Raw genomic sequence first — 25,942 nt, forward strand, 5'->3', positions numbered from 1 at the left:
GATGAAGTTAGTACAGAGCATTTTAACGAAGAATCCCTGTTATACGGCGGGAAGGAAGATCACGGTGAAGGGGCTGATGCTCCATTCGGTGGGCTGTCCCCAGCCCAAGGCGTCTGTGTTCATCAGTTCCTGGAACAGCCCGTCCTATGATAATGCCTGTGTGCATGGGTTTATTGACGGGAATGACGGGACGGTGTACCAGACCCTGCCCTGGAATCACCGGGGCTGGCACTGCGGATCCGGAAGCAAAGGCAGCGGGAACAATACCCATATCGGGGTGGAGATGTGCGAGCCTGCCTGTATCCGGTACACGTCCGGGTCGCACTTTACCTGTTCTGACCTGACGGCGGCAAGGGCAGTGGCGAAGAGAACCTATGAGGCGGCGGTGGAATTATTTGCTTACCTGTGCAAACAGTACAATCTGAACCCGGCCGCGGATGGCGTGATCATCAGCCACCGGAAAGGACACAGCCGGGGGATCGCTTCCAACCATGGGGACCCGGAGCATTTGTGGAAGGGGCTTGGCCTGGGCTATACCATGGACGGGTTCCGGAAAGATGTTAAGGCGGCTATGGGAGGAGCTGGGACAACGGAGCCGGAGAACGGCGGATGGTTTCGGGTCAGGAAGTCCTGGACAGACGCAAAGTCCCAGAAAGGGGCGTTCAAAGTGCTTGCCAATGCCAGAAAGTGCGCGGATGAGAATCCGGGGTATTCGGTATACGATGAGTCTGGGAAAGCTGTCTATGGAAGCCAGGGATCCGGAGGCGGATTTTCCCCGTATCTGGTGCAGGTGTCCATCACGGATCTGAATATCCGGAAAGGGCCGGGGACGAATTACGGGAAGACCGGGAAGTATACCGGGAAAGGCGTTTTTACCATTGTGGAGGAAACGGACGGACAGGGGGCTTCCCGTTGGGGCAAGCTGAAATCCGGCGCAGGGTGGATCTCGCTGGATTACGCCCGCAGGATTTAATATCTTCTCTGATAGCTTGCTGACAAGTGAATAGGAAAGGTTAGAATATGGCCTGTCGTTATCTGCTGAAGTATACGCAGATGGCGGCAGGCCTTTTCTTTTTTCGGAAATCAAAAAATCGGGCAGGAAAACTCCTTTGAGCAGAAGAAGGAGGTGTCTGCCTTTGAAAAAAGTAGAAGTGGTGGATACGGGCCGCCTGACGGAGAAAGAGGCGAGGATGAATATGGAAAAATGCGCGGAATTTCTGGCGCGGATGATCCAGAAATACGGAAATGAGATCCTGGCGGAACTGGGAGCCGCAAAAGGGCAGGAAAACAGGGGACATGACGGGGATGCCGGCGCCTATTAGGGATGCCGGCTCTTTTTTGGGAGTCCCGCATAAAAAAGAGGGCGGATCCCTATGAATTTTGTGCGCTGACAGAAATGAAGGAACACGATACATTATAGGTACAGGCAGCCGTGTGACAACGGGAATACGAAAAGGGGGAGAGAATTTGAAGCAAAAAAAATGTTATATTTACACCCGTGTTTCCACTGCCGCCCAGACAGAAGGATACAGCCTGGACGCCCAGCAGAAGCGGCTGAAAGATTTTGCTGAATATAAAGGGCTGGAAATTGCCGGAGAGTATTGTGACGCTGGAAAATCTGGACACAGCATCAAGGGCAGGCCTGCATTTATGGAGATGATGGATGATATTACCAGTGGGAAGGATGATATTTCCTTTGTCCTGGTATTTAAATTTTCCAGGTTTGGGCGTAATGCGGCGGATGTGCTGAAATCAATGCAGACGCTGATGGATTATGATATCGACCTGATCTGTGTGGAGGACAGCATTGACAGTTCCACCCAGGGTGGTAGGCTGACCTTGGCGATCCTTTCAGCTGTGGCGGAGATTGAGCGGGAGAATATCCGGATCCAGTTCATGTCCGGGAAGATGCAGAAGGTGCTGCAGGGCGGATGGGCAGGCGGGCCGATTCCGTATGGATACCGGAGCAGGGAGGGAGAATTGGTGATAGAGCCTTCAGAAGCAGAGGTCATCCGTCTGATCTATGAAAAGTATCTGGAACCGCCGATGAAGCTGAACGGTGTTGTCCGCTGGCTGAATAGCCATGGATACCAGCGTATTTCCCAGGAAACTATCCGTCCCTTCAATAGTGATTTTGTATCCCGTATCTTGAACAATCCTTTTTATTGCGGGAAGATCGTTTATTACCGCAGAGCGAATAAGGGAAGCTCGGATCCAAAGCAGGAGATTGTGGTCCAGGGGAAACATGAGGCTATTGTGACAGAGAAGATTTGGGAACAGGCTCAGGAAAAACGGGGACAGTTGGCCAGGGTAAAAGGGAAACGGGATGAAGAGGATCGGATTAGCTTGCTGTCAGGATTGGTAAAATGTCCAGTCTGCGGGGGCGGGCTTATCAGTAAGAAGAATAAAAGTTTGAACCATAACTATGGGGGATATTATAAAACCGTTTATTCCTATGGGTGCAGAAATTACAGGACATCGGAAGGGCGTGTGTGCAGCTTTTGCCATACCTATAACCAGGAAAGGCTGGATGCGGCCGTGATGGAAGTTATCCAGAAGGTTACCGGGACGGAAGAATTCCGGACGGCTTTTGCCAGGACAGTCGGGAATCAGATGTCTGAGGAAGCGGTGGAAACACAGCTGAAGATGCTCCGGAAAGAGATGCATCACCAGGAGCATGTGAAATATAAATTGGGGATGGAGCTGGACCATCTGGACGTGCTGGCAGAAAGTTATGATCAGCAATATGAAAAATTACAGGCAGAGGTGGACGCGGCATATGACAGGATCGGTCGGATCGAGGATAAGATAGAGAAGCTAAAGCATAAACTGCTGAGGATGAAGCAGGGCATCCATTCCTCTGATAATATCTGCCTGATCCTGAATCATTTTGACAGACTGTATGAAAAAATGAACTATGAAGAGCGCCGGACGCTGTGCCGGCAGTTTATCCAGAGGATTGAAGTATTTCCGGAAAAAGGGGATGACAAGAGGATCCTGAAAAGTATTACTTTCCGTTTCCCCGTTTATTTTGATCTGGGCGGGAATCAGGAAGAGGATGATGAGGATACCCCGGATGAGATGGTAGTCTTTACGCTGGACTGTTCCCGTCTTCCGGTAACGGCGGCAGAGTCCAAAGCCACTTATGCGGAGATAAAAGCCCACGTTCTGAGGATACATGGATTAAAGGTTTCCAGTTTGTATATTGCCCAGGTAAAGCGGAAATATGGCATCGAGATGGGGACAGCTTACAATAAGCCGGAGAAAAATAAGAATCATATCCCGAGATGTCCGAAGGAAAAAGAACTGGCAATCCTGGACGCATTGAAAACTTACCGGATGATACCGGAATCAACAGAATATTTTGAGGAGGCGGCAGAGTGAGAAAACAGAAATGTTATATTTATATGAGGGTGTCCACGGCCATGCAGGTAGAGGGTTATAGCCTTGAGGCACAGAAAGACCGGCTGACGAAATTTGCCCAGTTCCAGGATATGGAGATTGTCCGGGAATACTGTGACGCCGGAAAATCTGGAAAGAATATCACCGGCAGGCCGGAATTTTCCCGGATGCTCCAGGATGTGGCGGAGGAGAAGGACGGCGTTTCCTATATTCTGGTCTTTAAACTCTCACGGTTTGGGCGCAATGCGGCGGATGTGCTCAACTCACTCCAATATATCCAGGATTACGGAGTGAATCTGATCTGCGTGGAGGATGGCATTGACTCTTCCAAAGATTCCGGCAAGCTGACCATTACAGTCCTGTCAGCGGTGGCGGAGATTGAAAGAGAGAATATCCTGGTTCAGACTATGGAAGGCCGGAAACAGAAGGCCAGGGATGGAAAGTGGAATGGCGGGCAGGCGCCTTTTGGATATGAACTGGATTCAAAAAACAGTACGTTGATTGTGAACCCGGAGGAAGCGGAGATTGTCCGGATCATCTTTGACCAGTTTACCCGGACGGAGGCCGGAGCTGATTCCATCTGTAAATATCTGAACCAGCATGGATATACAAAGAAGCGGCTCCGGGATCAGGAGGTCAGTTACTTTTCCAGAAGCACGATTCTGAAGATACTGGATAATCCGGTTTATGTAGGGAAGATTGCTTACGGGAAAAATAAGACGGAAAAGGTGAAGGGAACAAGGGATCAATATTGCCGGGTGAAGCAGGATGAGTATCTTTTGGCGGATGGATTGCACGATGCGATCATCGATGAGGAAACTTGGGAAGCCGCCAAAGAGAAACGGAAGCGGACGGGTGTCAGATGGGTTAAGACTCACAGCCTGGATCATGAGCATATCTTATCGGGGCTGATTAAATGTCCGCTCTGCGGGGGTGGCATGAGCGGTACCGTGCAGAGAAGGAAAAATAAAAAGACTGGGGAATATAAAGATACATTTTACTACCGCTGCCATCACCGGAAACGAGTTGACGGGCATATCTGTGATTATAAGCCTATGCTTAATCAGAAAGTCTTCAATGCAGAGATTGAGGAATTTATCCGGTATATGGCGGGAGGGGAGAAGTTCAAGGAATTCCTGATGGAAAAACTGGAAGAAAAGGTGGATGTTTCTTCTTTGGAGGAAGAAAAAAAGCAGCTTGCCGGTCAGCTCCAACAGGCTCAGGGATCCAGAAAGAAACTGGTACAGATGCTGGAACGTCTGGATCCGGGCGATAAGCATTATGACAGGAAGTACCAGGATATGCAGGAGCGGATGGATAATCTTTATGACCGAATTGCAGAACTGGAAGAAGCAATTACTGATGTGGAGACAAAGATCGGGGCTTCATATGGAAAACAAGTCACAGGGAAAAAGATATACCAATTTCTTCTGGATTTTGATATATTATATGGTAAAATGACGGATCTGGAAAAAAAGGAGTTCATGAGGACATTTATTGAATCCATTGAACTGGATCCGGATGAAAAAGATATGGGACGCATTATCAAGCATATTGATCTGACGTTTCCAGTATACTACGATGGACAGGAAGGCGACCGAATTCGTATGCCCAAAGAAAACACAGTCGAGACCATCGCGCTGATAACTCGAATCGAGGAAGCGGGATAAATATCAGAGAAAACTTACAGCAGGGGAAGTTATGGAAATGAAAATTCTGCCGGATTTTGGTGTCAGAAGAGGGAGGTGAGTATGTCTCTTCTGACACCGGTATAAGATACAGGGACTTTATTTTGTGATGTATTCAATCAGCGGGATCAGATATTTTCTGTCTGTCCAGTCGCATTTCTGCCCCACTGCGGACAGCAGAGCCTTCATCCATGGCTCACAGGATTCGGGATCCTGTTTCGATACCATTTTCTGCAACATTTTACATAAAGTGCGGTCTTTGAACGTCATGTTTTCTTCGTCCCACGCGCCTCTGCCATAAAAAAGAGGAATATTCTTCAGCTCTCCTTTTAAATTATGTTCTTTAATCTCTAAGAGAGCCTTTTCATCGAACGGGGATGCTCCGACGCAGAAAACCGCGTTTTTTTTATCCCGGAGGTCTTTATAATTCTGACGCAGAAAATTCAGCCCCGAGATCCCGCTGGCGTAAATTGCTCCGGCAAATATGATCCGGTCATAATTTTTAAGATCGGATTTCCGGAAATCTTTTACATCAAAAACATCACAGGCTATTTCTTCTTTCAGCAGTTCTGCATATTTTTTTGTCGCTCCGTATTTTGATCGGTAAAGGATTAAAATCTGGTTCATTTGAGCATATCATCCTTTTTTTCCAGGATCGCGGCCACGGTAAGGCAGGCCGGACAATCGCAGTATTTACCGCCTGCGGCTTTGATTTCTTCTGCGTGGGATACAATTTTTCTGGCAGTATCTTCGCCAAAGTATTTTGCTCCCGCGTCAGATCCGGCAAAAGCGATCAGATTGTCGATCGGCATAATATCGGCTTCCAGTTCTTCAATATATTTCTTTGTCTCTTCTGCCTCTTTGTCTGTGCCGGCAGCATTCAGCCAGCGTTGTGCGGCCTCTTTCGCCTCGGCGCTACAGGAAGGCGCCGCGATCAGTTCTTGTGTCTTTTCAGTCACATAATTTAAAGTTTCTGTGTTCATAGCAAATGCTCCTTTCTTTTTGTCAGATTATTACAAAGACAGGGGTACCTGTGCCTGTTTCAAGTTTATCATAAGAACAGGAACTGTGTAAATTGACTTATGGCAATTGAGTGTATATAATGACAGATGAGAAATATTATCAACAGTGATATATTAAAAGTTATCAACAGATGTATACAAAGGAAGAGATGAGATCATGAAACTAAAAGAAGGGAAAAATCATCATACCTATGTAGTGGAAAAAATAGAGATCGAGCTGAATCTGGAAAGAAGGCTGGAAGCTCTTGGCCTGACAGAAGGATCCAGGATCACGATCCTGAACAATGATAAAAAAGGAGCCATGACCGTGAAATTCCGCGGGACCCGGTTCGCTCTGGGCCGCCGGATCGCTGACAACATCTTTGTAAAGGAGGAGGCGGCATGAGCGAAAATGTGATCAATGTGGGCTTTATAGGAAACCCGAACTGTGGAAAAACTACCCTTTTCAACGCATACACAGGGGCAAATCTGAAGGTGGCCAACTGGCCGGGCGTTACGGTGGAGAAGAAGGAAGGAAAGACAGTATATAAAGGGCAGGAGTTTAAACTGATCGATCTTCCGGGAATCTACAGCCTGACCTCCTATACGATGGAAGAGAAGGTGTCAAGAGAGTGTATTATGAGCGATGAGGTGGATGTCATTGTTGACGTGGCAGACGCGTCCTGCCTGGAGAGAAATCTTTATCTGACCCTGCAGTTGATCGAGCTGGGGAAGCCTGTGGTGCTGGCGCTCAATATGATGGATGTGGTGGAAGAGCGGGGGATGGAGATCGATCTGCACCGACTGCCGGAAATGCTGGGGATCCCCGCCATTCCCGTATCGGCAAGGAAAAGGACAGGACTGGAGATCCTGATGCACGCTGTGGCCCACCACAATGAATATGCACAGCAGGGCCCGTTTATCCATCATCATCCGGACAGCACCGGACACCGGCATGACCATCACAGCGAGTATGCCATGGTGTATCAGGACGCGATTGAAGACAAGATCGACGCGGTGATAGAACAATTCCATAACAAATATCCGGATATGAAAAATATGCGCTGGCACGCGATCAAAATGCTGGAGCAGGATGAAACCGTAATGAAAAAATATCCGGTTGACCTGACAAACATTGTGGATCATAGTTATGAGAAGGAGATTATCAACGAAAAATATGATTTTATAGAAGAAATTATAGAGGAGATCCTTGTCAATAAAAGCGAAAAAGAGGAACGGACGGAGAGAGTGGACCGCTTTATGACCGGAAAATGGCTGGGACTCCCAATCTTTCTCTTGATTATGGGCCTGGTCTTTTTCTTAACCTTTGCGGTGGGTGACTGGCTGAAAGGGTATTTCGAGACCGGCCTTGAGCTGTTTACCGGATTTGTAAGCTCCGGTCTTGAGGCGGCAGGGACATCGCCCATGCTGAATTCGCTGATCGTGGACGGCATCATTTCGGGGGTTGGCGGGATTCTTACGTTCCTTCCGAATATTTTTATCCTCTTTCTTGCACTGGCGTTTCTGGAGGACAGCGGATATATGGCCAGGGTGGCCTATGTAATGGATGACATTATGGGACACCTGGGGCTTTCCGGCCGGGCATTTCTGCCCATGCTCCTGGGATTCGGATGTTCGGTGCCTGCGATCATGGCTTCCCGGGCGCTGGAACACAGAAAGGACAGACTAAAAACAATCCTTGTGACGCCTTTTATGTCATGCAGTGCGAGACTGCCGATCTATGTGCTGTTTTCTTCTATGTTTTTCGGCAGACATGCGATGATCGCCTGCTATTCCATGTATCTTCTCGGGATCGTGGTGGCCATACTGACTGCGTACATTTTGTCAAAGATTGACGGAAGCAAGGCAGAACATGCGCTTTTGATCGAACTGCCGGAATATAAGACGCCTAACGCACGGACGATCGCAGTTTATGTGTGGGAAAAGATCAAGGACTATCTGACAAAGGCCGGGACGGTGATTTTCCTGGCATCTATCGTTATGTGGCTGCTGCTGAATTTCGGCCCGTCAGGATATGTAACGGATATTTCCACCAGTTTTGGCGCTTTGGTGGGGAAGGTGGCGGTTCCCTTCTTCAAACCGCTGGGGCTGGGATACTGGCAGATCATAGTTGCTCTGATCGCGGGGATTGCCGCGAAGGAGGTAGTGGTGTCAAGCTGCAGCGTGCTCTTCGGAATACAGAATATTACCACATCCCACGGCATGGACAGCTTTGTATCGACCCTCACAGCCATGGGATTTGGAGCGGCAAATGCGTACAGTCTTATGGTATTCTGCCTGCTGTATGTACCTTGTACGGCTACGATCGCGACGATCCGAAGAGAAGTGGGAAGCACAAAGATCACGCTTAAGATCGTGTTGTTCCAGCTGGCCGTAGCATGGGTGGTAAGTTTTCTCATTTTCCATCTGGCGCAGCTGTGCGGGATGATTTTTGGCTGATGCCGGCAGAGATTAAAACAAAGACTGGAGAAATTTTTATGACTGAGGAGAGAAAAGTAGCAGACTCACTGGTAGAGACAGTGCACATGGTCAGACCAAATCATCTGAACGCCGCGGGACGGCTTTTCGGAGGCATTCTGATGCAGTGGCTGGATGAAGTGGCAGGTCTGGTGGCAAAACGGCATACCAGATGCAATGTGATCACCGCGTCGGTGGACAATCTCCGTTTTATCCACGGAGCCTATAAGGGCGAGATGGTAGTTATCATCGGAAAAATGACTTATGTGGGAAATACGTCGATGGAAGTGCGTGTAGATACCTATGTAGAAAATATGGAGGACGGTACGCGACATCCGATTAACCGGGCATATTTTACGATGGTGGCTCTGGATGAAAATGACCGGCCGAGGCGTGTGCCCGGACTGGTACTTGAGACCGAGACAGAGAGAGAAGAGTGGAAAGGGGCAGAGAAACGCCGGCAGATCAGGATGAGAAGAAAAGAGGAAGGATTCTGATCTTCGCGCTGGATCAGCTTCCTTCCATTTTCAGTACTTTTTTGGTTAATTTTCTATCATCTTCCGAGGCGCTTCGAAAATGGGTAAGAAGTTCTACTTCTTCCCTGGTCAGATAGATCATATCTGCGCTTTCGATTTCCATCCCGGTAAAATAGGGACCTGAAATCTCATTAATAACGCCGTCCTTTGTACAGGTCTGAGAGACGAGCTGTTCAAGAGTTACATGATAAATGTCGGCGATCCGTATAAGCATGTCAATATCCGGGATTCGCTTGCCGGTTTCATAATTGGAGTATGCCTGGCGCGAGATGTTCAGTTTCCGGCCGATCTGCATCTGTGTGTAATTGTGATCATTCCGAAGTCTGCGCAGGTTCGCCGCAAGCTGGATATTGGACACGAAGGTACCTCCCATCTACATGGAAAATTTAAACAGAACTAACAATGAAACGAAAATACAAAATTTTACATCATTATAACAATTTTTCCCATAAATAAATCGGTATGCAACAGAACGGGGAATAAAAGAAAAAAGCAACAAAATGTTGCTTTTCAAAAAACTGTTTAAATTATTGATCATAGGAGAACGGGAAAAATCAGACCTGTTTTCTGCTCAGAGTGCTGTTGTGATACTGGGCAGAATGTGTCACTTCTTTCCCAAGCCATTCAGGCGGCACATAAGACCGGGCGGAAGATTCATCGGGAAATTCGATTTCCGCAAGGACAAGAGGAGCCAGATCGCCCTTAAAGACGTCCAGTTCCAGAAAAAGTCCATTTTCCAGAGGGATCACATATCTGTTTTTTACGATGATCCGGCCGTCAGCCTTGGCTTTAAGGTGTTCATAACTCTTTTGGTCCAGTGGCAGGTTATATTCTTCACGGACCATAAGCCCTTTTGATTTATATGTGAGAAAATAGTCATCATTGTCTCTTCGGATCCGGACGACAGGTTCTGTGCAGAGATATCCCTGTTCGATATGCCGGCAGGGAAAATCCTGCGGATGAAAGGGCAGCCGGTCCGGATCGGGAAGAAATTTGCGTTCAATCTCCATGAGAAATTCCTCCTGTAAATAAAAAGCTGCTGCTTTTAAACTTATTATATCATAAATATATGGCGGCTGATGCGGATTTTTTTGGCCGACTATGTTGTTTGGTTTTGGGTTTGCTTGCATTTGCTGATTACGTTTGATACACTGGACAAAGAAATGGCAGCAGGCAGGAGGTTATGGATCAATGAAAAAAGTTTGTGTTTTTCTTGCGGATGGCTTTGAGGAGATCGAGGGCCTGACAGTAGTGGATATTCTGCGCAGGGCAGGGATAGAAACAGAAACAATATCCATTACGGATAACAGGAGAATAAACGGAGCGCACGGGATAGTGGTAGAGGCAGACAGCCTGTTCGCGCAGGCAAGTCCGGAGACGGCGGACATGCTGGTACTTCCGGGGGGAATGCCGGGGACACTGAATTTGAAAGCTCACAGTGGGCTCAGGGATCTGATCCTTCAGTTTGACCGGGAGGAAAAGTATATTGCGGCTATATGCGCGGCCCCAAGTATCCTGAGCGAGCTGGGTATACTTAGAGGACGGAAAGCATGCGCTTATCCTTCTTTTGAAGATTCACTGGAATGTGCCGAAGTGGTGCAGGATCCCAAAGTGGTCGACGGACATGTCATAACCGGGCGCGGGATGGGAGCGGCGATCCCATTTGCGCTCACTCTGACAGCTTTGCTGTCAGGCCGGGAAAAAGCGGATGAGATCGGACAATCGATTGTATACAACGGTTCATTGGGAGATAAAAGATAAAATTTCAGATACAGGGCAAAATTCATCGAAAATAAGGGATGAAAATACAGTCAAAACATCGAAAAAGCACTGGAAATATGCGGACCTGTGTGGTATACTATTTTAATGACTGCAAAAGTGTAATTTTGCGCATTCAAGGAGGAAGAAAATGAGTTTACAGGTAGAAAAGTTAGAACATAATATGGCAAAGCTGACTATCGAGGTATCAGCGGAAGATGTGGAGAAGGCGCTTCAGGCTGCGTATCTGAAAGAACGCAAAAAGATCAGCATCCCCGGATTCCGTAAGGGAAAAGTACCCCGCCAGATGATAGAGAAAATGTACGGACCGGAGGTGTTCTATGATGAGGCCGCGAATCATATGATATCAGAGGCGTATGGGAAAGCCTATGATGAATGTGAGCTTGAGATCGTGTCCCAGCCGGAGATCGACATTACACAGCTGGAGAAGGGCAAGCCATTTATCTTTACAGCAGAGGTGGCAGTGAAGCCGGAAGTGACCCTGGGTGAATATAAAGGACTGAAAGTGGATAAAGTTTCTACAAGAGTCACTCAGAAAGAGGTGGATGAGGAGATCGAAAAAGAGCGTGACAGGAACGCGAGGACCGTAGAGATCACGGATCGCCCGGTTCAGGATAAAGATCAGATCATGCTTGATTTTGAGGGATTTGTGGACGGTGAAGCGTTTGAGGGCGGAAAAGGTGAAAAATATCCGCTGACGATCGGTTCCGGTTCTTTTATCCCCGGATTTGAAGATCAGCTCATTGGCGCCGAGATCGGAAAGGAACTGGAGGTCAATGTAACATTTCCGGAAGATTATCAGGCGGAGGATCTGGCCGGGAAAGCGGCTGTATTCAAGTGTACAGTACATGAGATCAAAGCAAAAGAACTGCCGGAACTGGATGATGAGTTTGTCTCTGATGTATCTGAGACAAGCAGCACGGTAGATGAATATAAGGCCGAGGTAAAGGCAAAGATCAAAGAGCGCAAGGAGCGGGAAGGAAAACAGAAGAAGGAAGATCAGGCTGTGGAGCAGGCTGTCGCAAATGCGCAGATCGATATTCCGGAACCGATGATCGAACTCCAGACAAAACAGATGGCAGATGACTTCGCGCGCCGACTGATGCAGCAGGGACTGAACATGGAGCAGTATTTCCAGTTTACAGGGCTTTCCGAGGAAAAATTCATGGAAGAGATGCGGCCCCAGGCAGAGAAGCGTATCCGGACAAGGCTGGTGCTGGAGGCAGTGGCTGCGGCAGAGAAGATTGAAGTATCGGATGAACGTCTGGATGAGGAATTGAAAAAGATGGCCGATTCATATCAGATGGAAGTAGATAAACTGAAAGAATTTATGGGGGAGAATGAGAAGAAGGAAATGAGAGAGGACATCGCGGTCCAGGAGGCAGTGACCCTGATCGCGGATGCGGCGGCAGAAGGCTGAGAATAATTTTGAAAAGGTGTGCCCTGCGGCACACCTTTTGTGAGAGCGATAAATAAAATAATATGTTTCATATATCGGACAGTTTTGACCGGGAAGGAAGGATAGAAAAATGAGTTTAGTACCTTATGTAGTTGAGCAGACAAGCCGCGGTGAACGTTCCTATGATATTTATTCAAGACTGCTGAAAGAGAGGATCATCTTCCTTGGAGAAGAGGTGAATGATGTATCAGCCAGTGTGGTTGTGGCGCAGCTGCTGTTTCTCGAGGCGGATGACCCGGACAAGGACATCCAGCTGTATATCAACAGCCCGGGAGGTTCTGTGACTGCAGGCATGGCAATCTATGACACGATGCAGTACATCAAATGTGACGTCTCTACCGTTTGTATCGGCATGGCGGCAAGTATGGGGGCATTTCTGCTCTCCGGCGGAAAGAAAGGAAAGAGATTCGCTCTTCCGAACGCGGAGATCATGATCCACCAGCCATCAGGAGGCGCACAGGGGCAGGCGACAGAGATTCAGATCGCGGCAGAGCATATCCTGCGCACAAAGCAGAAATTAAATGAGATCCTGGCGGCGAATACCGGACAGTCTCTTGAGACGATCAAGGCGGATACGGAGAGAGATAACTTTATGTCCGCGGATGAGGCAAAGGCATACGGCCTGATCGACGAAGTGATCGTAAATCACTGAAATTAATTATGAGGTGACAAACTATATGGCGAGGAAAATAACGGACAATGTTGAGAGATGCTCTTTCTGTAATAAGACAGAGGCTCAGGTCAGAAAGCTGATCGCGGGACCCAACGGGACATTTATCTGTGATGAATGTATCGGGATCTGTTCCGAGATTATAGAGGAGGAGCTGGACTACGATGACAGGAGTGTATTTGATGATATTAATCTTCTGACACCGGAAGAGATCAAGGCATTTCTGGACGATTATGTGATCGGACAGGATGAGGCAAAGAAAGTACTCTCTGTGGCAGTGTATAACCATTATAAAAGGATCATGGCAGAGCAGGACCTGGGAGTGGAACTTCAGAAGAGCAATATTCTTATGCTGGGGCCTACGGGATGCGGAAAAACGCTCCTTGCGCAGACTCTTGCGAAAATTCTGAATGTGCCGTTTGCCATTGCGGACGCTACTGCCCTTACTGAGGCCGGATACGTGGGCGAGGATGTGGAAAATATCCTCTTGAAAGTTATCCAGGCAGCAGATGGAGATATCGAGAGAGCTGAGCACGGGATCATTTATATCGATGAGATCGATAAGATCACGAGAAAGTCAGAAAACCCGTCTATTACCCGTGATGTTTCCGGAGAGGGTGTTCAGCAGGCCTTGCTGAAGATCATCGAAGGAACCGTGGCGTCTGTGCCTCCTCAGGGCGGACGAAAACACCCGCACCAGGAGCTGATCCAGATCGATACGACCAATATCCTGTTTATCTGTGGCGGGGCATTTGAAGGAATCGATAAGATCATCGAGACCCGGCTGGACAGAAAATCTATTGGTTTTAACGCGGAGATCGCGGCAAAGCATGAATATGATATGGATGTACTTCTCCATGAGGTGCTGCCCCAGGATCTTGTCAAATATGGGCTGATCCCGGAACTGGTGGGACGACTTCCGGTCACTGTCTCACTGGACCTCCTTGATAAAGAAGCTTTGATCCGGATCCTGACAGAACCAAGAAGCGCTATTGTAAAACAGTACCAGAAGCTCCTGGAACTGGACGGCGTGAAACTGGAGTTTGACAGAGACGCACTGACAGCCATTGCGGAGACCACCCTTGCAAGAAAGACAGGTGCGAGGGGACTTCGGGCGATCATGGAAAATATCATGATGGATACCATGTATAGGGTTCCGTCCGATGAGACGATCAAAGAGTGCCGGATCACGAAAGAGACAGTGCTTGGGACCGGAAGCCCCCTGTATCTGCGTGACGGAGAAGAGAGAAGATCATTTTTGACATCAGAGAGTGCGTAGACAGTACCATGAATCAAAACGGTACTCGAAGACACAGTGATGAGGCGGGTGCAGTGGATGTTGCCATATGTGCCCGCTTTTCTCTTACAGAGAGAGAACTGTTGGCTGTTAAGAGTAACCGCGTGGAGGAGATCAGATGAACAATGAGATAAAGAGTCTTCCGATGGTAGCTCTTAGAGGAATGACGATCCTGCCTGAGATGGTAGTTCATTTTGATGTGAGCAGAGAACGTTCCATCGCTGCTATCCAGGAGGCAATGACAGAAGAACAGAAAATATTCCTGACTGCCCAGAAGTCTATAGAGACAGAAAATCCGGGTATCGGGGATGTATATGAAACAGGGACCGTGGGTACGATCAAGCAGATTATAAAGCTTCCCAAACATATCATCAGAGTGCTGGTTGCCGGCGAGATGAGAGGACGTCTTAAGGAAATTGAATTTGACGAGCCTTATCTGCGGGCAAAAGTTGAGGTTATCGATGAATCTGATCTGGAAATGCCAAAAGATCTGGACCGCGAGGCCATGGAACGGGGCCTCAAAGATATGTTCGTGGATTATGCCGCAAAGAACGGCAAGATGTCAAAGGAATCTGTGGCGAGGATCACGGAGATAAAAGATCTTAAGAAACTTGTCGATGAGATCGCCGCGAACATTCCCCTTTACTATACAGATCAGCAGGAGATACTCAATGAGACAGATTTCTGGAAACGGTATGAAAAACTGGCTTTTAAGCTGGTCAATGAAGTACAGATCATGGATATCAAGGAAGAGATCCAGAGAAAAGTAAAGGAACGGGTGGACAAACATCAGAGAGAGTATATTCTCAGAGAACAGCTGAAGCTGATCCGGGAAGAACTGGGAGAAGAAAGTACGGTCTCAGATGCGGAAGAATTTGAAAAAGCCGCGCAGAAGCTGAAAGCTCCGGCGGAGGTAAAGGAGAAACTTAAAAAAGAGATAAGCCGCTTTAAAAGTTCCGTCAATTCACCGTCCGAGAATGGAGTAATACGGACTTATATTGAGACGCTTTTGGAAATGCCGTGGGACAAAGCCGTTAAGGACAGCAATGACATTAAATACGCAAAAAAGGTACTGGATGAGGATCATTATGGACTGGAACAGGTTAAGGAGCGGATTCTGGAATTTCTTGCAGTCCGCGCGTTGACGAAAAAGGGGGAAAGTCCGATCCTTTGTCTTGTGGGACCGCCGGGAACTGGAAAAACATCGATTGCGAAATCACTGGCCAGGGCGCTGAAAAAGCCCTATGTCCGGATTTCTCTCGGCGGAGTCCGGGATGAAGCTGAGATACGGGGACACAGAAAGACCTACGTAGGAGCTATGCCGGGGCGGATCGCCAGCGGGATCCGTACGGCCGGGGTGAAAAATCCTGTCATGCTGCTGGATGAGATCGACAAGGTGAGCACAGACTATAAGGGGGATACTTTTTCTGCCCTTCTGGAAGTTCTGGACAGTGAGCAGAACAGCAGATTCCGGGATAATTACCTGGAAGTGCCGCTGGATCTTTCCGAGGTCATGTTCATCACGACAGCAAATACGCTGCAGACAATACCCAGGCCGCTTCTTGACCGTATGGAGGTGATCGAGATCACCAGCTATACGGAGAATGAGAAGCTGCATATTGCCGAAGAACATCTGATTCCCAAACAGCTTGAGAAGCACGGCCTGGCACCGGAACAGCTGACATTCAGCAGACACGCGGTCTGGAAGATGGCGCGCGGCTATACGAAAGAGGCCGGTGTAAGACAGCTTGAGCGTGAGATTGGAAATGTCTGCCGGAAGGCGGCAAAAGAGATCCTGACCACAGACCGGAGAAAGATCTCTGTGACGGACAGGAATATCCATAAATTTCTCGGTAAGGAAAAATATACGTATCAGATGGCGAATCCTTCTCCGGAGATCGGCATCGTACGGGGACTGGCCTGGACCAGTGTAGGAGGAGACACCCTGCAGATCGAGGTAAATGTTATGCCCGGGAAAGGAGAACTGATGCTGACCGGCCAGCTGGGAGATGTGATGAAGGAATCTGCCCGTGCCGGGATCAGCTATATCCGGTCTGTCAGCCGGAAATATGGCATTGAAGACGACTTTTTTGAAAAAAATGATATCCATATCCACATTCCGGAGGGCGCGGTGCCCAAAGACGGGCCGTCAGCCGGGATAACGATGGCGGCGGCGATGTTTTCCGCTATCACGGGGAAAAAGGTAAGGGCGGACCTGGCCATGACCGGAGAGATTACGCTCAGAGGCAGAGTGCTTCCCATCGGGGGACTGAAGGAGAAGCTGCTGGCAGCCAAGAGTGCCGGGATAAAGACCGTGCTGATCCCTGCGGGAAACCGGGCTGACGTAGAGGAATTATCCTCAGAGATCACAAGAGGGCTGGAGATCCTGCCTGTGGAGAATATGGAAGAAGTGCTTGAAACGGCGCTGGCGGTATAAGGAGATAGATATGGTAATACGAAGCATCAATCTTGAGACTGTATGCGGGATTACAAGTCCGCTCCCGGAAAACCATTTGCCGGAAGTGGCTTTCGCGGGGAAATCCAATGTAGGGAAATCTTCTCTGATCAATGCCCTGATGAACAGGAAGTCCTACGCCCGTATTTCTGCTGTTCCGGGTAAGACTCAGACGATCAATTTCTACAATATTAACGGAGAACTGTTTCTGGTGGATCTGCCGGGCTACGGGTATGCCAGAGTTTCTGAGCAAGAAAAGATCCAGTGGGGGAAGATGATAGAACGGTATCTGCACGGATCCGCTCAGCTGAGGGCGGTTTTCCTGTTGATCGATATCCGCCATGAGCCTTCCGCCAATGACAGGATGATGTACAGGTGGATAGAAGAGCAGGGATTCCAGCCGGTACTGATCGCGACAAAGGTTGACAAGATCAAACGCAGCCAGGTACAGAAGCATCTCCGAATGTTGAGAGAAGGACTTTCCCCTGCCCCGGGGACCAGAGTAATCCCGTTTTCCTCCGTAACAAAACAGGGAAGGGACGAAATCTGGGAACTGATCGAGAAAGAATGCTTTGAGACAGACGGGGAGGTCCACGATGGAAAATAGGCGTCCATACTGGCAGGTAGGACTCAGGCTGTTATTCAGTCTACTGGCCACTGCCGCATTTGTGATCATAGGAGTAAAATTGATCGGATTTCTTATGCCCTTTGTCATCGGATGGATTATATCTGCTATAGCGGCGCCGCTGGTAAACTGGCTGGAAAAACGGCTCAGGATTGTGAAAAAACTGGGTTCCGCCCTGATCGTTATACTGGTGCTTGCCGTGATCGTCCTGGCTCTCTATTTCGGCATCAGCCGACTGATCTCTGAGATCAGCGGGCTGATCCGAAACTTTCCGGAAATGTACGCGCAGCTGGAAACAGGACTGGGGCAGATCGGGGAAACTCTTTCGGGGATCTTTGACCGGCTGCCGACGGGAATCCAGCACGGATGGAACACGGTGGCAGAAAATCTGGACAATTATATGGGAAATCTTGTTTCCGGCATCAGTGAGCCTACGGTTACTGCCGCGGGAAATATCGCGAAACGGGTCCCTTATTATCTGATCTCTTTTATTGTGGCAGTCATGTCGGCATACTTTTTTATCGTTCAAAGAGAAGAAGTATTGGGCTGGATGAGGAGGATAGCGCCGGAATCTGTACAGAAGAGGATGACCCTTGTCATGGACAATCTGAAATATGCCGTGGGTGGCTATTTCAAGGCACAGTTTAAGATCATGGCGATTGTGTTCCTGATCCTGGTGGTAGGACTTGGGTTCCTGGGAGTGGGCTATTTTGTTCTGATCGCCCTTTTGATCGCGTTTCTTGATTTTCTGCCGTTTTTCGGGACAGGGACGGCGATGATACCGTGGGCGGTCTATCAGTTCTTTATGGGAGATTATAAAATGACGGCTGCTCTTGTAGTGATCTATGTGGTGACGCAGGTCGTGAGACAGCTTCTTCAGCCGAAGCTGGTGGGTGACAGTGTGGGCCTGAATCCTCTCGTGACACTGATCCTGCTGTATGTGGGTTACCGTATGGGAGGGATTCTGTGGATGATCCTGGCTGTACCTATCGGCATGGTTCTGATCAATATGTGCCAGGCAGGAGCTTTTAACTATATTTTTGACGATGTCCGGATCCTGGTGGAAGGAATTCTGGGGCTGCAGGAAAAGGGAAATGAGGAAGACGATAAGTCATAAGAGTCCTTCGGATATTTCTCTTGAGTTTCCGCAGATTGTACTAAAAAGATGAGTATGTCTTTCTAAAGTACCAATCTGCCCATTTTTTGAGAGATTTAGAATGGCAGCACCGAGAGTAGAGGCACTTTTATAAGCCCCGCCGGAACCGGGCTTTGGGAGACATATACTTTTATCTATTCAGGCGGTCAGCTTAAGGCAGAGTTGACGGTATGTCGGACGCTTTGTCCTGTACCAGAGCCGGATGCCCTCTTTGGCATGTGACAGTATGCCGGAGATGCCTTTTGCCAGCCGGTAATAGCAGAAACTGACTTTTTCCTTGATCGGGTCTGCTTCCTGTATGATTGAAACTTTCAGGGCGTTTGTCTCAGGACTTAATTCTTCCTGAGCTAAAAATGCCATGGCTAAAGTAATATAAAAGTTAAGCGCATTAATGGCTTCCAGTTTTCTTACACGGAAATTTTCAAACTGATAGGTCTGCTTTTTACAACGGAAATATTCCTCGATCCGCCATCTGGAAAAATAAGTTCTGGCAATGCGGATCACATCATCCTTTGAACGGATCTCTTTGTTTGTAGCCAGCATCATGGGATGTTCCGTGATCCCATAGACCAGGACCAGATAAATATTTTTCCGGGAGGCAGTGATCTGAACTTTTACGTGGGAAAGATATGCGGTATGCTCTTTTCCCTTATAGAAAACATCCGCTTTTACTTTCCCTTTCCTCCGATTCTGCAGTTCCGTTGCCTTTGTCCATTTGTTGTGATAAAGAAGTTTCCGGTTGGATTTCAGGCGGATCACGTAATCCTGCTTCAGATGGTCGAGGATGAGAAAGATCTTATTGTCATCATAACCGCGGTCCATAACAAAGGTGGCCTTTCCGAAAAGAGCAGATGCCTGTTTGATCGCATCAAATGTGATGGTATTTACAGATTTATAGTCCTTCTCAACAGAAGAATGGATCATGGAAAAAACACTGACAGGATGCTTGTTGGCAGTCAGGACACAGGCCTCTGTTACATGGTATCCTTTTTTATAAACACTTTTCGTCTGTGTGCTTTCAGAACCATCGCGAACGATACCAAGAGCTTCAAACTGTTTTCCATCTGGTTTTACGATATCACTTTCATCAATGAGGACCACTGGTTCAGAGGGAACGAGTCTCTTTACGGTGTGGAGATAAGAAGCGGCAGCAGAAGCCGGCGTTCCTTCCGAAAGATGATTTGAAAGCCGTTTTACAGTATTCACCTTATGTACCGTTTCATGAAGCTGGTCGGAAATATCAGTGAGCAGACAGCTTCTGGATGCCAGAATGCCATAAACCATATCTGCTGTGAACTTCCGATCTGGTTTCGAAAGTCTGCGGGAGATTTTATTAGTAAAAGTCAAAATTTTTCTTTTCAAACGGTAGGTAATTGATGTAGAATTAGCCATAAGGAATCCCCTTTCTTTTTGTTTAGTAAGGTTTTTGTTTTGCAGCTTAATTTTACATCAAAAAGGGACAGGATTCCTTATATTTTGGCCATTTTTTGAAAGTTGTGGATAACAAAACGCAGCAGATTTGTCTGAGGGAATAATTCTGCGGAAACTCAAGGATATTTCTGCGTTGAAAAAAAAACAGGTGTATGATATTATGAGTGAGGAATACATGTCCTGTCAGCAGAATAAAAATATAAGGTTTACAGGATAATATGAATCAGGAGGTAAGATTTGATGAAGAAATATGTATGTGATGTCTGTGGATATATCTATGATGAGGAAATCGGCGATCCGGATAACGGGATCGAGCCGGGCACAAAGTGGGAAGACGTGCCGGACGATTTTGTCTGCCCGCTGTGCGGAGTGGGAAAAGACCAGTTTTCAGAAGCTGAATAATCTCCTTATAGCAGAAAGACCGGAAGCTGCCGCCCCACTGTAACAGATCGGGACGGCAGTTTTTCTATGGCGGAGAAAGCCGGAAAGGGTGAAAAATAGTGGGAAGGTATGATGTGATCATAATCGGGGCGGGACCCGGCGGGATATTCGCCGCGTATGAACTTATGCAGAAAGCTCCGGATATGAAAGTGGCTGTATTTGAGGCGGGAAATCCTCTGGAGAAAAGAAAGTGCCCCATTGACGGGAAGAAAGTAAAGAGCTGCATCGGCTGCAAAACATGTGCTATTATGAGCGGTTTTGGCGGAGCCGGAGCCTTTTCAGACGGAAAATATAATATTACCAATGATTTCGGAGGCACATTGTATGAGTATATCGGGAAGGACACAGCCATCGGGCTTATGAGGTATGTGGACGAGATCAATGTGCGCTATGGCGGGGAAGGAACAAGGATGTTTTCAACCGCGGGCACAAAGTTCAAGAAACTGTGCATGCAGAATAAGCTTAAGCTTCTGGACGCGTCTGTGCGACATCTTGGAACGGATATTAATTATGTGGTTCTGGGGAATCTGTACCGAGAGCTGAAGGATCGGGTGGAGTTCCGTTTTAACTGCCATGTGGATAATGTGGAACTTGCCGACGGAGGTTACAGGATCATCAGCGGGAGCGGACAGGATGAGTGCGACAGGTGTATCATCTCTGTGGGCAGGAGCGGCAGCAAATGGATGGAGAAGATCTGTGAAGGGCTGGAAATCCCGACTCGTTCAAACCGGGTAGATATCGGTGTCCGTGTAGAGCTGCCGGCAGAGATATTCTCCCATTTGACAGATGAACTGTATGAGAGCAAGATCGTGTACAGAACTGAAAAGTTTGAGGACAGAGTGCGGACATTCTGTATGAATCCCTGCGGGATTGTGGTCAATGAAAATACGAACGGGATCGTTACCGTGAATGGTCACAGCTATGAGGACCCTGCAAAACAGACTGAGAATACGAACTTTGCCCTTCTTGTAGAGAAACACTTTTCCGAGCCGTTCAAGGACAGCAACGGATATGGCGAGAGCATCGCGCGTCTGTCCAATATGCTGGGCGGCGGAGTGCTGGTCCAGCGGTTTGGGGATCTGATCCGCGGCAGGAGGAGTACCCAGAAGAGGATTGATGAGGGATTCGTGCGCCCGACTCTGTCAGCATCTCCGGGAGACTTAAGTCTTGTACTGCCGAAGAGGATCATGGACGGTATCATAGAAATGATTTACGCGCTGGATAAGATCGCGCCCGGCACGGCCAATGATGATACACTGCTGTACGGAGTGGAAGTGAAGTTTTATAATATGGAAGTCACTCTGGACGGGCATCTGGAGACGAAACACAAAGGACTCTATGTGATCGGTGACGGCAGCGGAGTAACCCATTCTCTGTCACACGCATCGGCCAGCGGGGTATATGTGGCCAGGGAGATCGCCGGAGAAAACAGGCAGGAGGCAGAATGATAAAATTACTTGCAGTGGATATGGACGGTACCTGTCTGGATGAAAGGAGCCGGATGACAGACGAGACACTGAACTCCCTCAGGCATGCGGCGGCAGAAGGCATCGTGGTGGTTCCTACTACAGGGAGGAATCTTTCCTGTATCCCCCACAGACTGGCAGCGGGGATACTCCGGATGGAAGGCACACCGGATGACTGGAAAAATCCGGGACTTTTTCGATACGTGATTTCTTCAAATGGCGCTGTGGCCACAGACATCCGCAAGAAGAAGACAATCTTTCAAGCCATGATCCCAAGGCCAGAAGCGCTGCGGCTTCTGGAAGCATGCAGGGGCAGCAGGCTGGGGACCGCTTCCCACATCTGTCATCGGTATTTTATACAGGGACGGCTTCTGACCGCGGCCGGACGCATTATTTATGGAAGAGACGCGGCAGGGGTATACTGTGTCCGGGATATGGAAAAGATTGTCCGGGAAAGCCGGCGTGAGGTGGAAGAGTTCCAGTTTTATTTTCTCTCGGCGAAAGCCAGAGGAAAGCTGATGAAATCTCTGGAAGAATTTCCGGAACTTGACGGGGCATGTACAAAGCTCTATGCGGAAGTCTACTCCAAAGAAGCTACAAAAGGGAATGCGCTGGCAGCGCTGGCAGAGCATCTGGGGATCAGGAAAGAAGAAATCGCCTGTATCGGGGACGGAGAAAATGATCTGTCCATGTTCCGGGTGTCAGGATTAAAGATTGCTATGGGGAACGGAGTTCCTGAGCTGAAAGAACAGGCGGATCATGTGACCGGGACAAACAGACACAAAGGCGCGGCTGAAGCGATAAAAAAATATATTCTGTCGTGATATAAAAATGCTCCCCTCCGGGCAGCCCTGATCTACAGGGCTGAGTCCGAAGGAGAGCATTTTGCGGTCTGCTGTTTGAATCAGCCGGCCTGTACGATGGATTTTACATGATCGATCTCTTCCTGAGTGGCCTTTGCAGCCGGGACGTAATAGCTTCTCTCTCTGGCCGCGTCGTACATTTTTTCCTGAGACATTTCGCATTGATTGCGCATCTGTTTCAGGCACTGTTTCAGCTCTTTGTTTTCTGTCTGGGCGATCATGTCTCCGAACATTTTGAGCTCACCGTTTATGCCGACAAGGGCGTCGGCTACCATTGTTTTCTCATCCATTGTTTTCACCTCGTCTGTTTTTGTCTCTCACGGAGACTGTGCTGTGTGTCAGTCCGCCGCAAAACCCCGTTTTACGGCGAATTCACATGTTACTGCAAAATCTGCGTTTTACAGAAATTTCATGAGTTCCTGTTTGTTTTTCATCGCAGAATCAGCCGCGTCCTGGAACAGTTTTTTGATTTCCGGATCGTCTGTTTTGGAAGCGTAGTCTGTCATCTTGCAGTGGGTAGTAGAATACCCTCCGATGAGATGACGCAGGTTCTGCAGATCGAGAACAGATATCTCTGCCATGGTCATAACCCTCCTTCAGAATGATTTTTCACAGAGTATTATGCCCGGCCTGTCCGCTGTTTATGAGCGAATGCGCGATAAATTCATGAAAAAGGGCTCGCATTTCTAAAGATGTGCGGTACATACATTCGGGATGCCACTGAACCCCTATGGCGAAGGGATGGGAGCTGATCTCCACTGCCTCGATGGTGCCGTCCTGTGCCCGGGCACTGACCGAAACTCCCCTGCCCAGCGTATTGACCGCCTGGTGATGAAAGCTGTTGACGTAGAGGCAGGATCCGGCATACTGTTTCAGGAGGCTTCCGGGTTCTATACGGATCCGGTGGCTGACCTCCCCGCGGGACGCGGACTGCTGCATATGATTTAAAATTTTTCCCGGAATCAGCGACAGATCCTGCCAGATCGAGCCTCCGCAGGCTACGTTCAGCACCTGCATGCCCCGGCAGATGGCAAATACCGGTTTTTGGGACGCCAGGACGCGCCGCATGAGGCGGATCTGGAACAGGTCCACGGTGATATCGGTGCTGCCGTTTCCTTCCCGGGGCTCCTCCCCGAAAAGGAGAGGCGTGATATCCCCGCCGCCGCAGAAGAGAAAACCGTCACAGAAACGGATATATTCTTCGATCACATGATCGCTTCGGACAACCGGGAGGATCAGGGGCAGCCCTTTCGCGTATCTTACAGACTGGATGTAGGGATTGGTGACAAACTGGCGGTTTTCCTGAAAACCGCAGACAACGATTCCGATCCGGGGTTCCATAGCTCCTCCTTATATTTATGAGAATGATCAACAAAAAACAATGATGTATGATAGAGTATGTAAAATGCTGGAAATTTATACATAGTATATAAAGATAAAAAGAGCCGGCCCGCGGCCGGATAGAAAGAAGAGGGAACGGTATGAAATGGATCGATATGCACTGTGATACACTGAGCATGCTTCGGGAAGGAACAGACGGCACTCTGGAGGAAAACCGCCTTTGCGTGGATATCAGGAGACTGAAGCAGGCAGGCGCGGCCGCACAGTTTTTCGCGTGTTTTGTTAATGTCGGAAAAGGAGCGGAAAAAGAGAAATGGAACCGGGGCTATGAAAAAGTCCTGTCGATGGTCTCCCGCGCCCGTGCCGCGGCCGGAAAAGATTTTTCCATCACGTTTTCTGCAGAGGAGCTGACACGGTCGGAGCAAAAAGGAAGCATGGCGGGGATCCTGACCGTGGAGGAAGGAGGCGTTCTGAATCAGAAGATGGAACGGCTTGGAGAACTGTATAACAGAGGGGTCCGGCTGATGACGCTTACATGGAATTATGAGAACTGTATCGGATGCCCCAACAGCAGAGACCGGAACATGATGGAAAAGGGACTGACTCCTTTTGGAAAGGAAGTGGCAGAGCAGATGAACGCGCTGGGAATGATCATTGACGTCTCCCACCTGTCTGACGGAGGCTTCTACGACTGTATCAGACAGAGCCAGGTTCCGGTCGTGGCGTCCCACTCCAATGCCCGGGAACTCTGTCCCCATCCCAGGAATCTCAGTGACGACATGCTCCGGCTGCTGGGGGAAAAAGGAGGCGTGGCCGGGGTGAATTTCTATTCTTCCTTCCTGACGGACAGAAGGAGAAGAGCAGATCTTGAGGATATCGTGAGACATATGGTATATATGATCGGCAGGGCCGGGGAGGACGCGGTGGCTCTGGGGACAGATTTTGACGGGTTTGACCGGCCGTCCCTTCCGGTGGGAATGGAGAGCGTCCTGGATATGGAAAAACTCTGGGATCAGATGGCCCGCGCCGGATTAAGCCCGCGGCAGATCGAAAAGATCGCGTATGGAAATGTTATGCGTGTCATTCGGGATGTGTGGAAATGAGGTTCCGGACAGATCACATGCAAAATTATCAGAAAAGAGCATCAATATCAAATATAATTTTGACAATATAAGTGCAGGAGCTTATAATACAGGTATGAGACGGGAATGGGGATACTTTATGAGATAAAACTATGTTTGGCAGGGGGAAGAGAAGGATGAGAGTTCTGAAAAACAATTCTGGCTTATCCGGCACATCGGCACAGTCATTTCAGGTAAAAACATCAGTACAGGCAGTTCAGCTGAAGGTCACAGAGTTATTGAAGAACACAGACTGGGGAAATACCGAGGAGGAAAAAAGATCCGGTACAGAACCCGGGAAAATAGCAGGAAGCAGGTTACTCTGCAGGTGAAAACCGCAGGGGATTTTCTGCTGTCCAAAAACAGACGCGGGAAAAGACCGGGGAATTAGGGAGTGAGGTGTCGAAATGGAAGGATTGATCACATTCAGCGAGGCGGCAGGGCAGCAGGCGGAGGCCGAGGTCAAAGGAGCGGCGGCCGGAATCGATGTCAGAACAGCGTCCGCGCCGGCAGAGACGAATATTGCGGCAATCAGCAGGGGAATGAGCTGCTGCAGTATCCAGAGGCAGAAGGTGCAGGAGTTCAAAACGAACCTGACAGCGGACGCAGAGAACATCGGCGCGCTGGCGGAGAAGTTTATGGCTATGGATCAGGAGCAGGGGCAAAACAACTTGAACTCCCTGCTTTCCGGTCCCGGACTCAATGGGAGTTTGATAAAAGACTGAAAGGAGCC

General features: G+C 48.7%; 27 protein-coding genes. 19 read left to right on the top strand and 8 right to left on the bottom strand.

Annotated elements, in window-relative coordinates:
* Position 1 precedes the first annotated feature (1 nt).
* The 4 genes from BQ7367_RS08540 (at position 2) to BQ7367_RS08555 (ending at position 5,072) form a co-directional block, all read left to right on the top strand.
* Positions 2-973, top strand: a complete 972-nt coding sequence (locus BQ7367_RS08540; protein WP_072525054.1) for an N-acetylmuramoyl-L-alanine amidase — start codon at positions 2-4, stop codon at positions 971-973.
* Between the two features lie 163 nt (positions 974-1,136).
* Positions 1,137-1,322 carry a hypothetical protein gene (locus BQ7367_RS08545; RefSeq protein ID WP_072525055.1) on the top strand — a complete coding sequence of 62 codons (186 nt, stop codon included), beginning with the start codon at positions 1,137-1,139 and terminating at the stop codon, positions 1,320-1,322.
* A 145-nt stretch (positions 1,323-1,467) separates the two neighbouring features.
* Complete coding sequence (locus BQ7367_RS08550) at positions 1,468-3,384, top strand: recombinase family protein (protein ID WP_072525056.1); 1,917 nt, start codon at positions 1,468-1,470, stop codon at positions 3,382-3,384.
* Positions 3,381-5,072: a recombinase family protein gene (locus tag BQ7367_RS08555; RefSeq protein WP_072525057.1), complete on the top strand. Its 1,692-nt coding sequence runs from the start codon at positions 3,381-3,383 to the stop codon at positions 5,070-5,072. Before BQ7367_RS08550 ends, BQ7367_RS08555 begins: the two co-directional genes overlap by 4 nt.
* Positions 5,073-5,189: 117 nt before the next feature.
* Here the strand turns inward: BQ7367_RS08555 and BQ7367_RS08560 are convergent, their stop codons facing one another.
* The gene (locus tag BQ7367_RS08560) at positions 5,190-5,717 is read right to left on the bottom strand and encodes a flavodoxin domain-containing protein (RefSeq protein ID WP_072525058.1); all 528 of its coding nucleotides are present in this window, start codon (positions 5,715-5,717) and stop codon (positions 5,190-5,192) included.
* The gene (locus BQ7367_RS08565) at positions 5,714-6,073 is read right to left on the bottom strand and encodes a molecular chaperone Hsp90 (RefSeq protein WP_072525059.1); all 360 of its coding nucleotides are present in this window, start codon (positions 6,071-6,073) and stop codon (positions 5,714-5,716) included. Before BQ7367_RS08565 ends, BQ7367_RS08560 begins: the two co-directional genes overlap by 4 nt.
* A gap of 196 nt (positions 6,074-6,269) precedes the next feature.
* Here BQ7367_RS08565 and BQ7367_RS08570 point away from each other — a divergent pair, with 196 nt between their 5' ends.
* From BQ7367_RS08570 to BQ7367_RS08580, 3 genes are read left to right on the top strand one after another with little or no spacing between them, the layout of a single operon-like run.
* Entirely contained in the window at positions 6,270-6,497 is a 228-nt protein-coding gene (locus BQ7367_RS08570; RefSeq protein WP_072525060.1) for a FeoA family protein, read from the top strand.
* The gene (gene feoB / locus BQ7367_RS08575) at positions 6,494-8,551 is read left to right on the top strand and encodes a ferrous iron transport protein B (RefSeq protein WP_072525061.1); all 2,058 of its coding nucleotides are present in this window, start codon (positions 6,494-6,496) and stop codon (positions 8,549-8,551) included. The genes BQ7367_RS08570 and feoB overlap by 4 nt, the downstream gene beginning before the upstream one ends.
* Positions 8,552-8,589: 38 nt before the next feature.
* Positions 8,590-9,066: an acyl-CoA thioesterase gene (locus BQ7367_RS08580; protein WP_072526150.1), complete on the top strand. Its 477-nt coding sequence runs from the start codon at positions 8,590-8,592 to the stop codon at positions 9,064-9,066.
* Positions 9,067-9,079: 13 nt separating this feature from the next.
* Here the strand turns inward: BQ7367_RS08580 and BQ7367_RS08585 are convergent, their stop codons facing one another.
* On the bottom strand, positions 9,080-9,463 hold the full coding sequence (locus BQ7367_RS08585) for a helix-turn-helix domain-containing protein (protein ID WP_072525062.1): 384 nt from the start codon (positions 9,461-9,463) through the stop codon (positions 9,080-9,082).
* 196 nt (positions 9,464-9,659) lie between these two features.
* Positions 9,660-10,115 (bottom strand): CYTH domain-containing protein, encoded by a 456-nt coding sequence (locus tag BQ7367_RS08590; protein WP_072525063.1) that lies wholly within the window; start codon positions 10,113-10,115, stop codon positions 9,660-9,662.
* Positions 10,116-10,296: 181 nt separating this feature from the next.
* On the opposite strand from BQ7367_RS08590, the gene BQ7367_RS08595 reads away from it, so the two are divergent.
* The 7 genes from BQ7367_RS08595 to ytvI all read left to right on the top strand — a co-directional run bounded on the left by BQ7367_RS08595 (position 10,297) and on the right by ytvI (position 18,507).
* Complete coding sequence (locus BQ7367_RS08595) at positions 10,297-10,866, top strand: DJ-1 family glyoxalase III (protein WP_083588910.1); 570 nt, start codon at positions 10,297-10,299, stop codon at positions 10,864-10,866.
* A gap of 148 nt (positions 10,867-11,014) precedes the next feature.
* Positions 11,015-12,304 carry a trigger factor gene (tig, locus tag BQ7367_RS08600; protein WP_072525065.1) on the top strand — a complete coding sequence of 430 codons (1,290 nt, stop codon included), beginning with the start codon at positions 11,015-11,017 and terminating at the stop codon, positions 12,302-12,304.
* 109 nt (positions 12,305-12,413) lie between these two features.
* A complete protein-coding gene (clpP, locus tag BQ7367_RS08605; RefSeq protein WP_072525066.1) occupies positions 12,414-12,995 on the top strand; it encodes an ATP-dependent Clp endopeptidase proteolytic subunit ClpP in 582 nt (193 codons plus the stop codon).
* 25 nt (positions 12,996-13,020) lie between these two features.
* Positions 13,021-14,292, top strand: coding sequence for an ATP-dependent Clp protease ATP-binding subunit ClpX (clpX, locus tag BQ7367_RS08610; protein WP_072525067.1), 1,272 nt, complete (start codon positions 13,021-13,023; stop codon positions 14,290-14,292).
* 136 nt (positions 14,293-14,428) lie between these two features.
* A complete protein-coding gene (lon, locus tag BQ7367_RS08615) occupies positions 14,429-16,747 on the top strand; it encodes an endopeptidase La (protein ID WP_072525068.1) in 2,319 nt (772 codons plus the stop codon).
* 10 nt (positions 16,748-16,757) lie between these two features.
* Positions 16,758-17,372, top strand: a complete 615-nt coding sequence (yihA, locus tag BQ7367_RS08620; RefSeq protein ID WP_072525069.1) for a ribosome biogenesis GTP-binding protein YihA/YsxC — start codon at positions 16,758-16,760, stop codon at positions 17,370-17,372.
* Positions 17,362-18,507, top strand: a complete 1,146-nt coding sequence (gene ytvI / locus BQ7367_RS08625) for a sporulation integral membrane protein YtvI (protein WP_072525070.1) — start codon at positions 17,362-17,364, stop codon at positions 18,505-18,507. The genes yihA and ytvI overlap by 11 nt, the downstream gene beginning before the upstream one ends.
* A gap of 177 nt (positions 18,508-18,684) precedes the next feature.
* Here the strand turns inward: ytvI and BQ7367_RS08630 are convergent, their stop codons facing one another.
* The gene (locus BQ7367_RS08630) at positions 18,685-19,830 is read right to left on the bottom strand and encodes a transposase (RefSeq protein ID WP_235837530.1); all 1,146 of its coding nucleotides are present in this window, start codon (positions 19,828-19,830) and stop codon (positions 18,685-18,687) included.
* Positions 19,831-20,217: 387 nt separating this feature from the next.
* Between BQ7367_RS08630 and rd the strand changes: the two genes are divergently transcribed.
* The 3 genes from rd (at position 20,218) to BQ7367_RS08645 (ending at position 22,708) form a co-directional block, all read left to right on the top strand.
* A complete protein-coding gene (gene rd / locus BQ7367_RS08635; RefSeq protein WP_072525071.1) occupies positions 20,218-20,379 on the top strand; it encodes a rubredoxin in 162 nt (53 codons plus the stop codon).
* A gap of 98 nt (positions 20,380-20,477) precedes the next feature.
* On the top strand, positions 20,478-21,866 hold the full coding sequence (locus tag BQ7367_RS08640; RefSeq protein ID WP_072525072.1) for an NAD(P)/FAD-dependent oxidoreductase: 1,389 nt from the start codon (positions 20,478-20,480) through the stop codon (positions 21,864-21,866).
* Positions 21,863-22,708 (top strand): HAD hydrolase family protein, encoded by an 846-nt coding sequence (locus BQ7367_RS08645; protein ID WP_072525073.1) that lies wholly within the window; start codon positions 21,863-21,865, stop codon positions 22,706-22,708. The genes BQ7367_RS08640 and BQ7367_RS08645 overlap by 4 nt, the downstream gene beginning before the upstream one ends.
* 80 nt (positions 22,709-22,788) lie before the next feature.
* On the opposite strand, the gene BQ7367_RS08650 is transcribed toward BQ7367_RS08645, so the two are convergent.
* The 3 genes from BQ7367_RS08650 to BQ7367_RS08660 form a co-directional block, all read right to left on the bottom strand.
* Positions 22,789-23,037 (bottom strand): spore coat protein, encoded by a 249-nt coding sequence (locus tag BQ7367_RS08650; protein WP_072525074.1) that lies wholly within the window; start codon positions 23,035-23,037, stop codon positions 22,789-22,791.
* Between the two features lie 108 nt (positions 23,038-23,145).
* On the bottom strand, positions 23,146-23,328 hold the full coding sequence (locus BQ7367_RS08655) for a hypothetical protein (RefSeq protein WP_072525075.1): 183 nt from the start codon (positions 23,326-23,328) through the stop codon (positions 23,146-23,148).
* A gap of 28 nt (positions 23,329-23,356) precedes the next feature.
* A complete protein-coding gene (locus tag BQ7367_RS08660) occupies positions 23,357-24,088 on the bottom strand; it encodes a gamma-glutamyl-gamma-aminobutyrate hydrolase family protein (protein ID WP_072525076.1) in 732 nt (243 codons plus the stop codon).
* 140 nt (positions 24,089-24,228) lie between these two features.
* Between BQ7367_RS08660 and BQ7367_RS08665 the strand changes: the two genes are divergently transcribed.
* Positions 24,229-25,191, top strand: coding sequence for a dipeptidase (locus BQ7367_RS08665; RefSeq protein ID WP_072525077.1), 963 nt, complete (start codon positions 24,229-24,231; stop codon positions 25,189-25,191).
* Positions 25,192-25,616: 425 nt separating this feature from the next.
* Positions 25,617-25,934, top strand: coding sequence for a TIGR04197 family type VII secretion effector (locus tag BQ7367_RS08675; RefSeq protein ID WP_072525079.1), 318 nt, complete (start codon positions 25,617-25,619; stop codon positions 25,932-25,934).
* Positions 25,935-25,942 lie beyond the last annotated feature (8 nt).

This window comes from Clostridium sp. Marseille-P3244 (genome assembly GCF_900120155.1).
Classification (GTDB): Bacteria; Bacillota; Clostridia; order Lachnospirales; family Lachnospiraceae; genus Mediterraneibacter.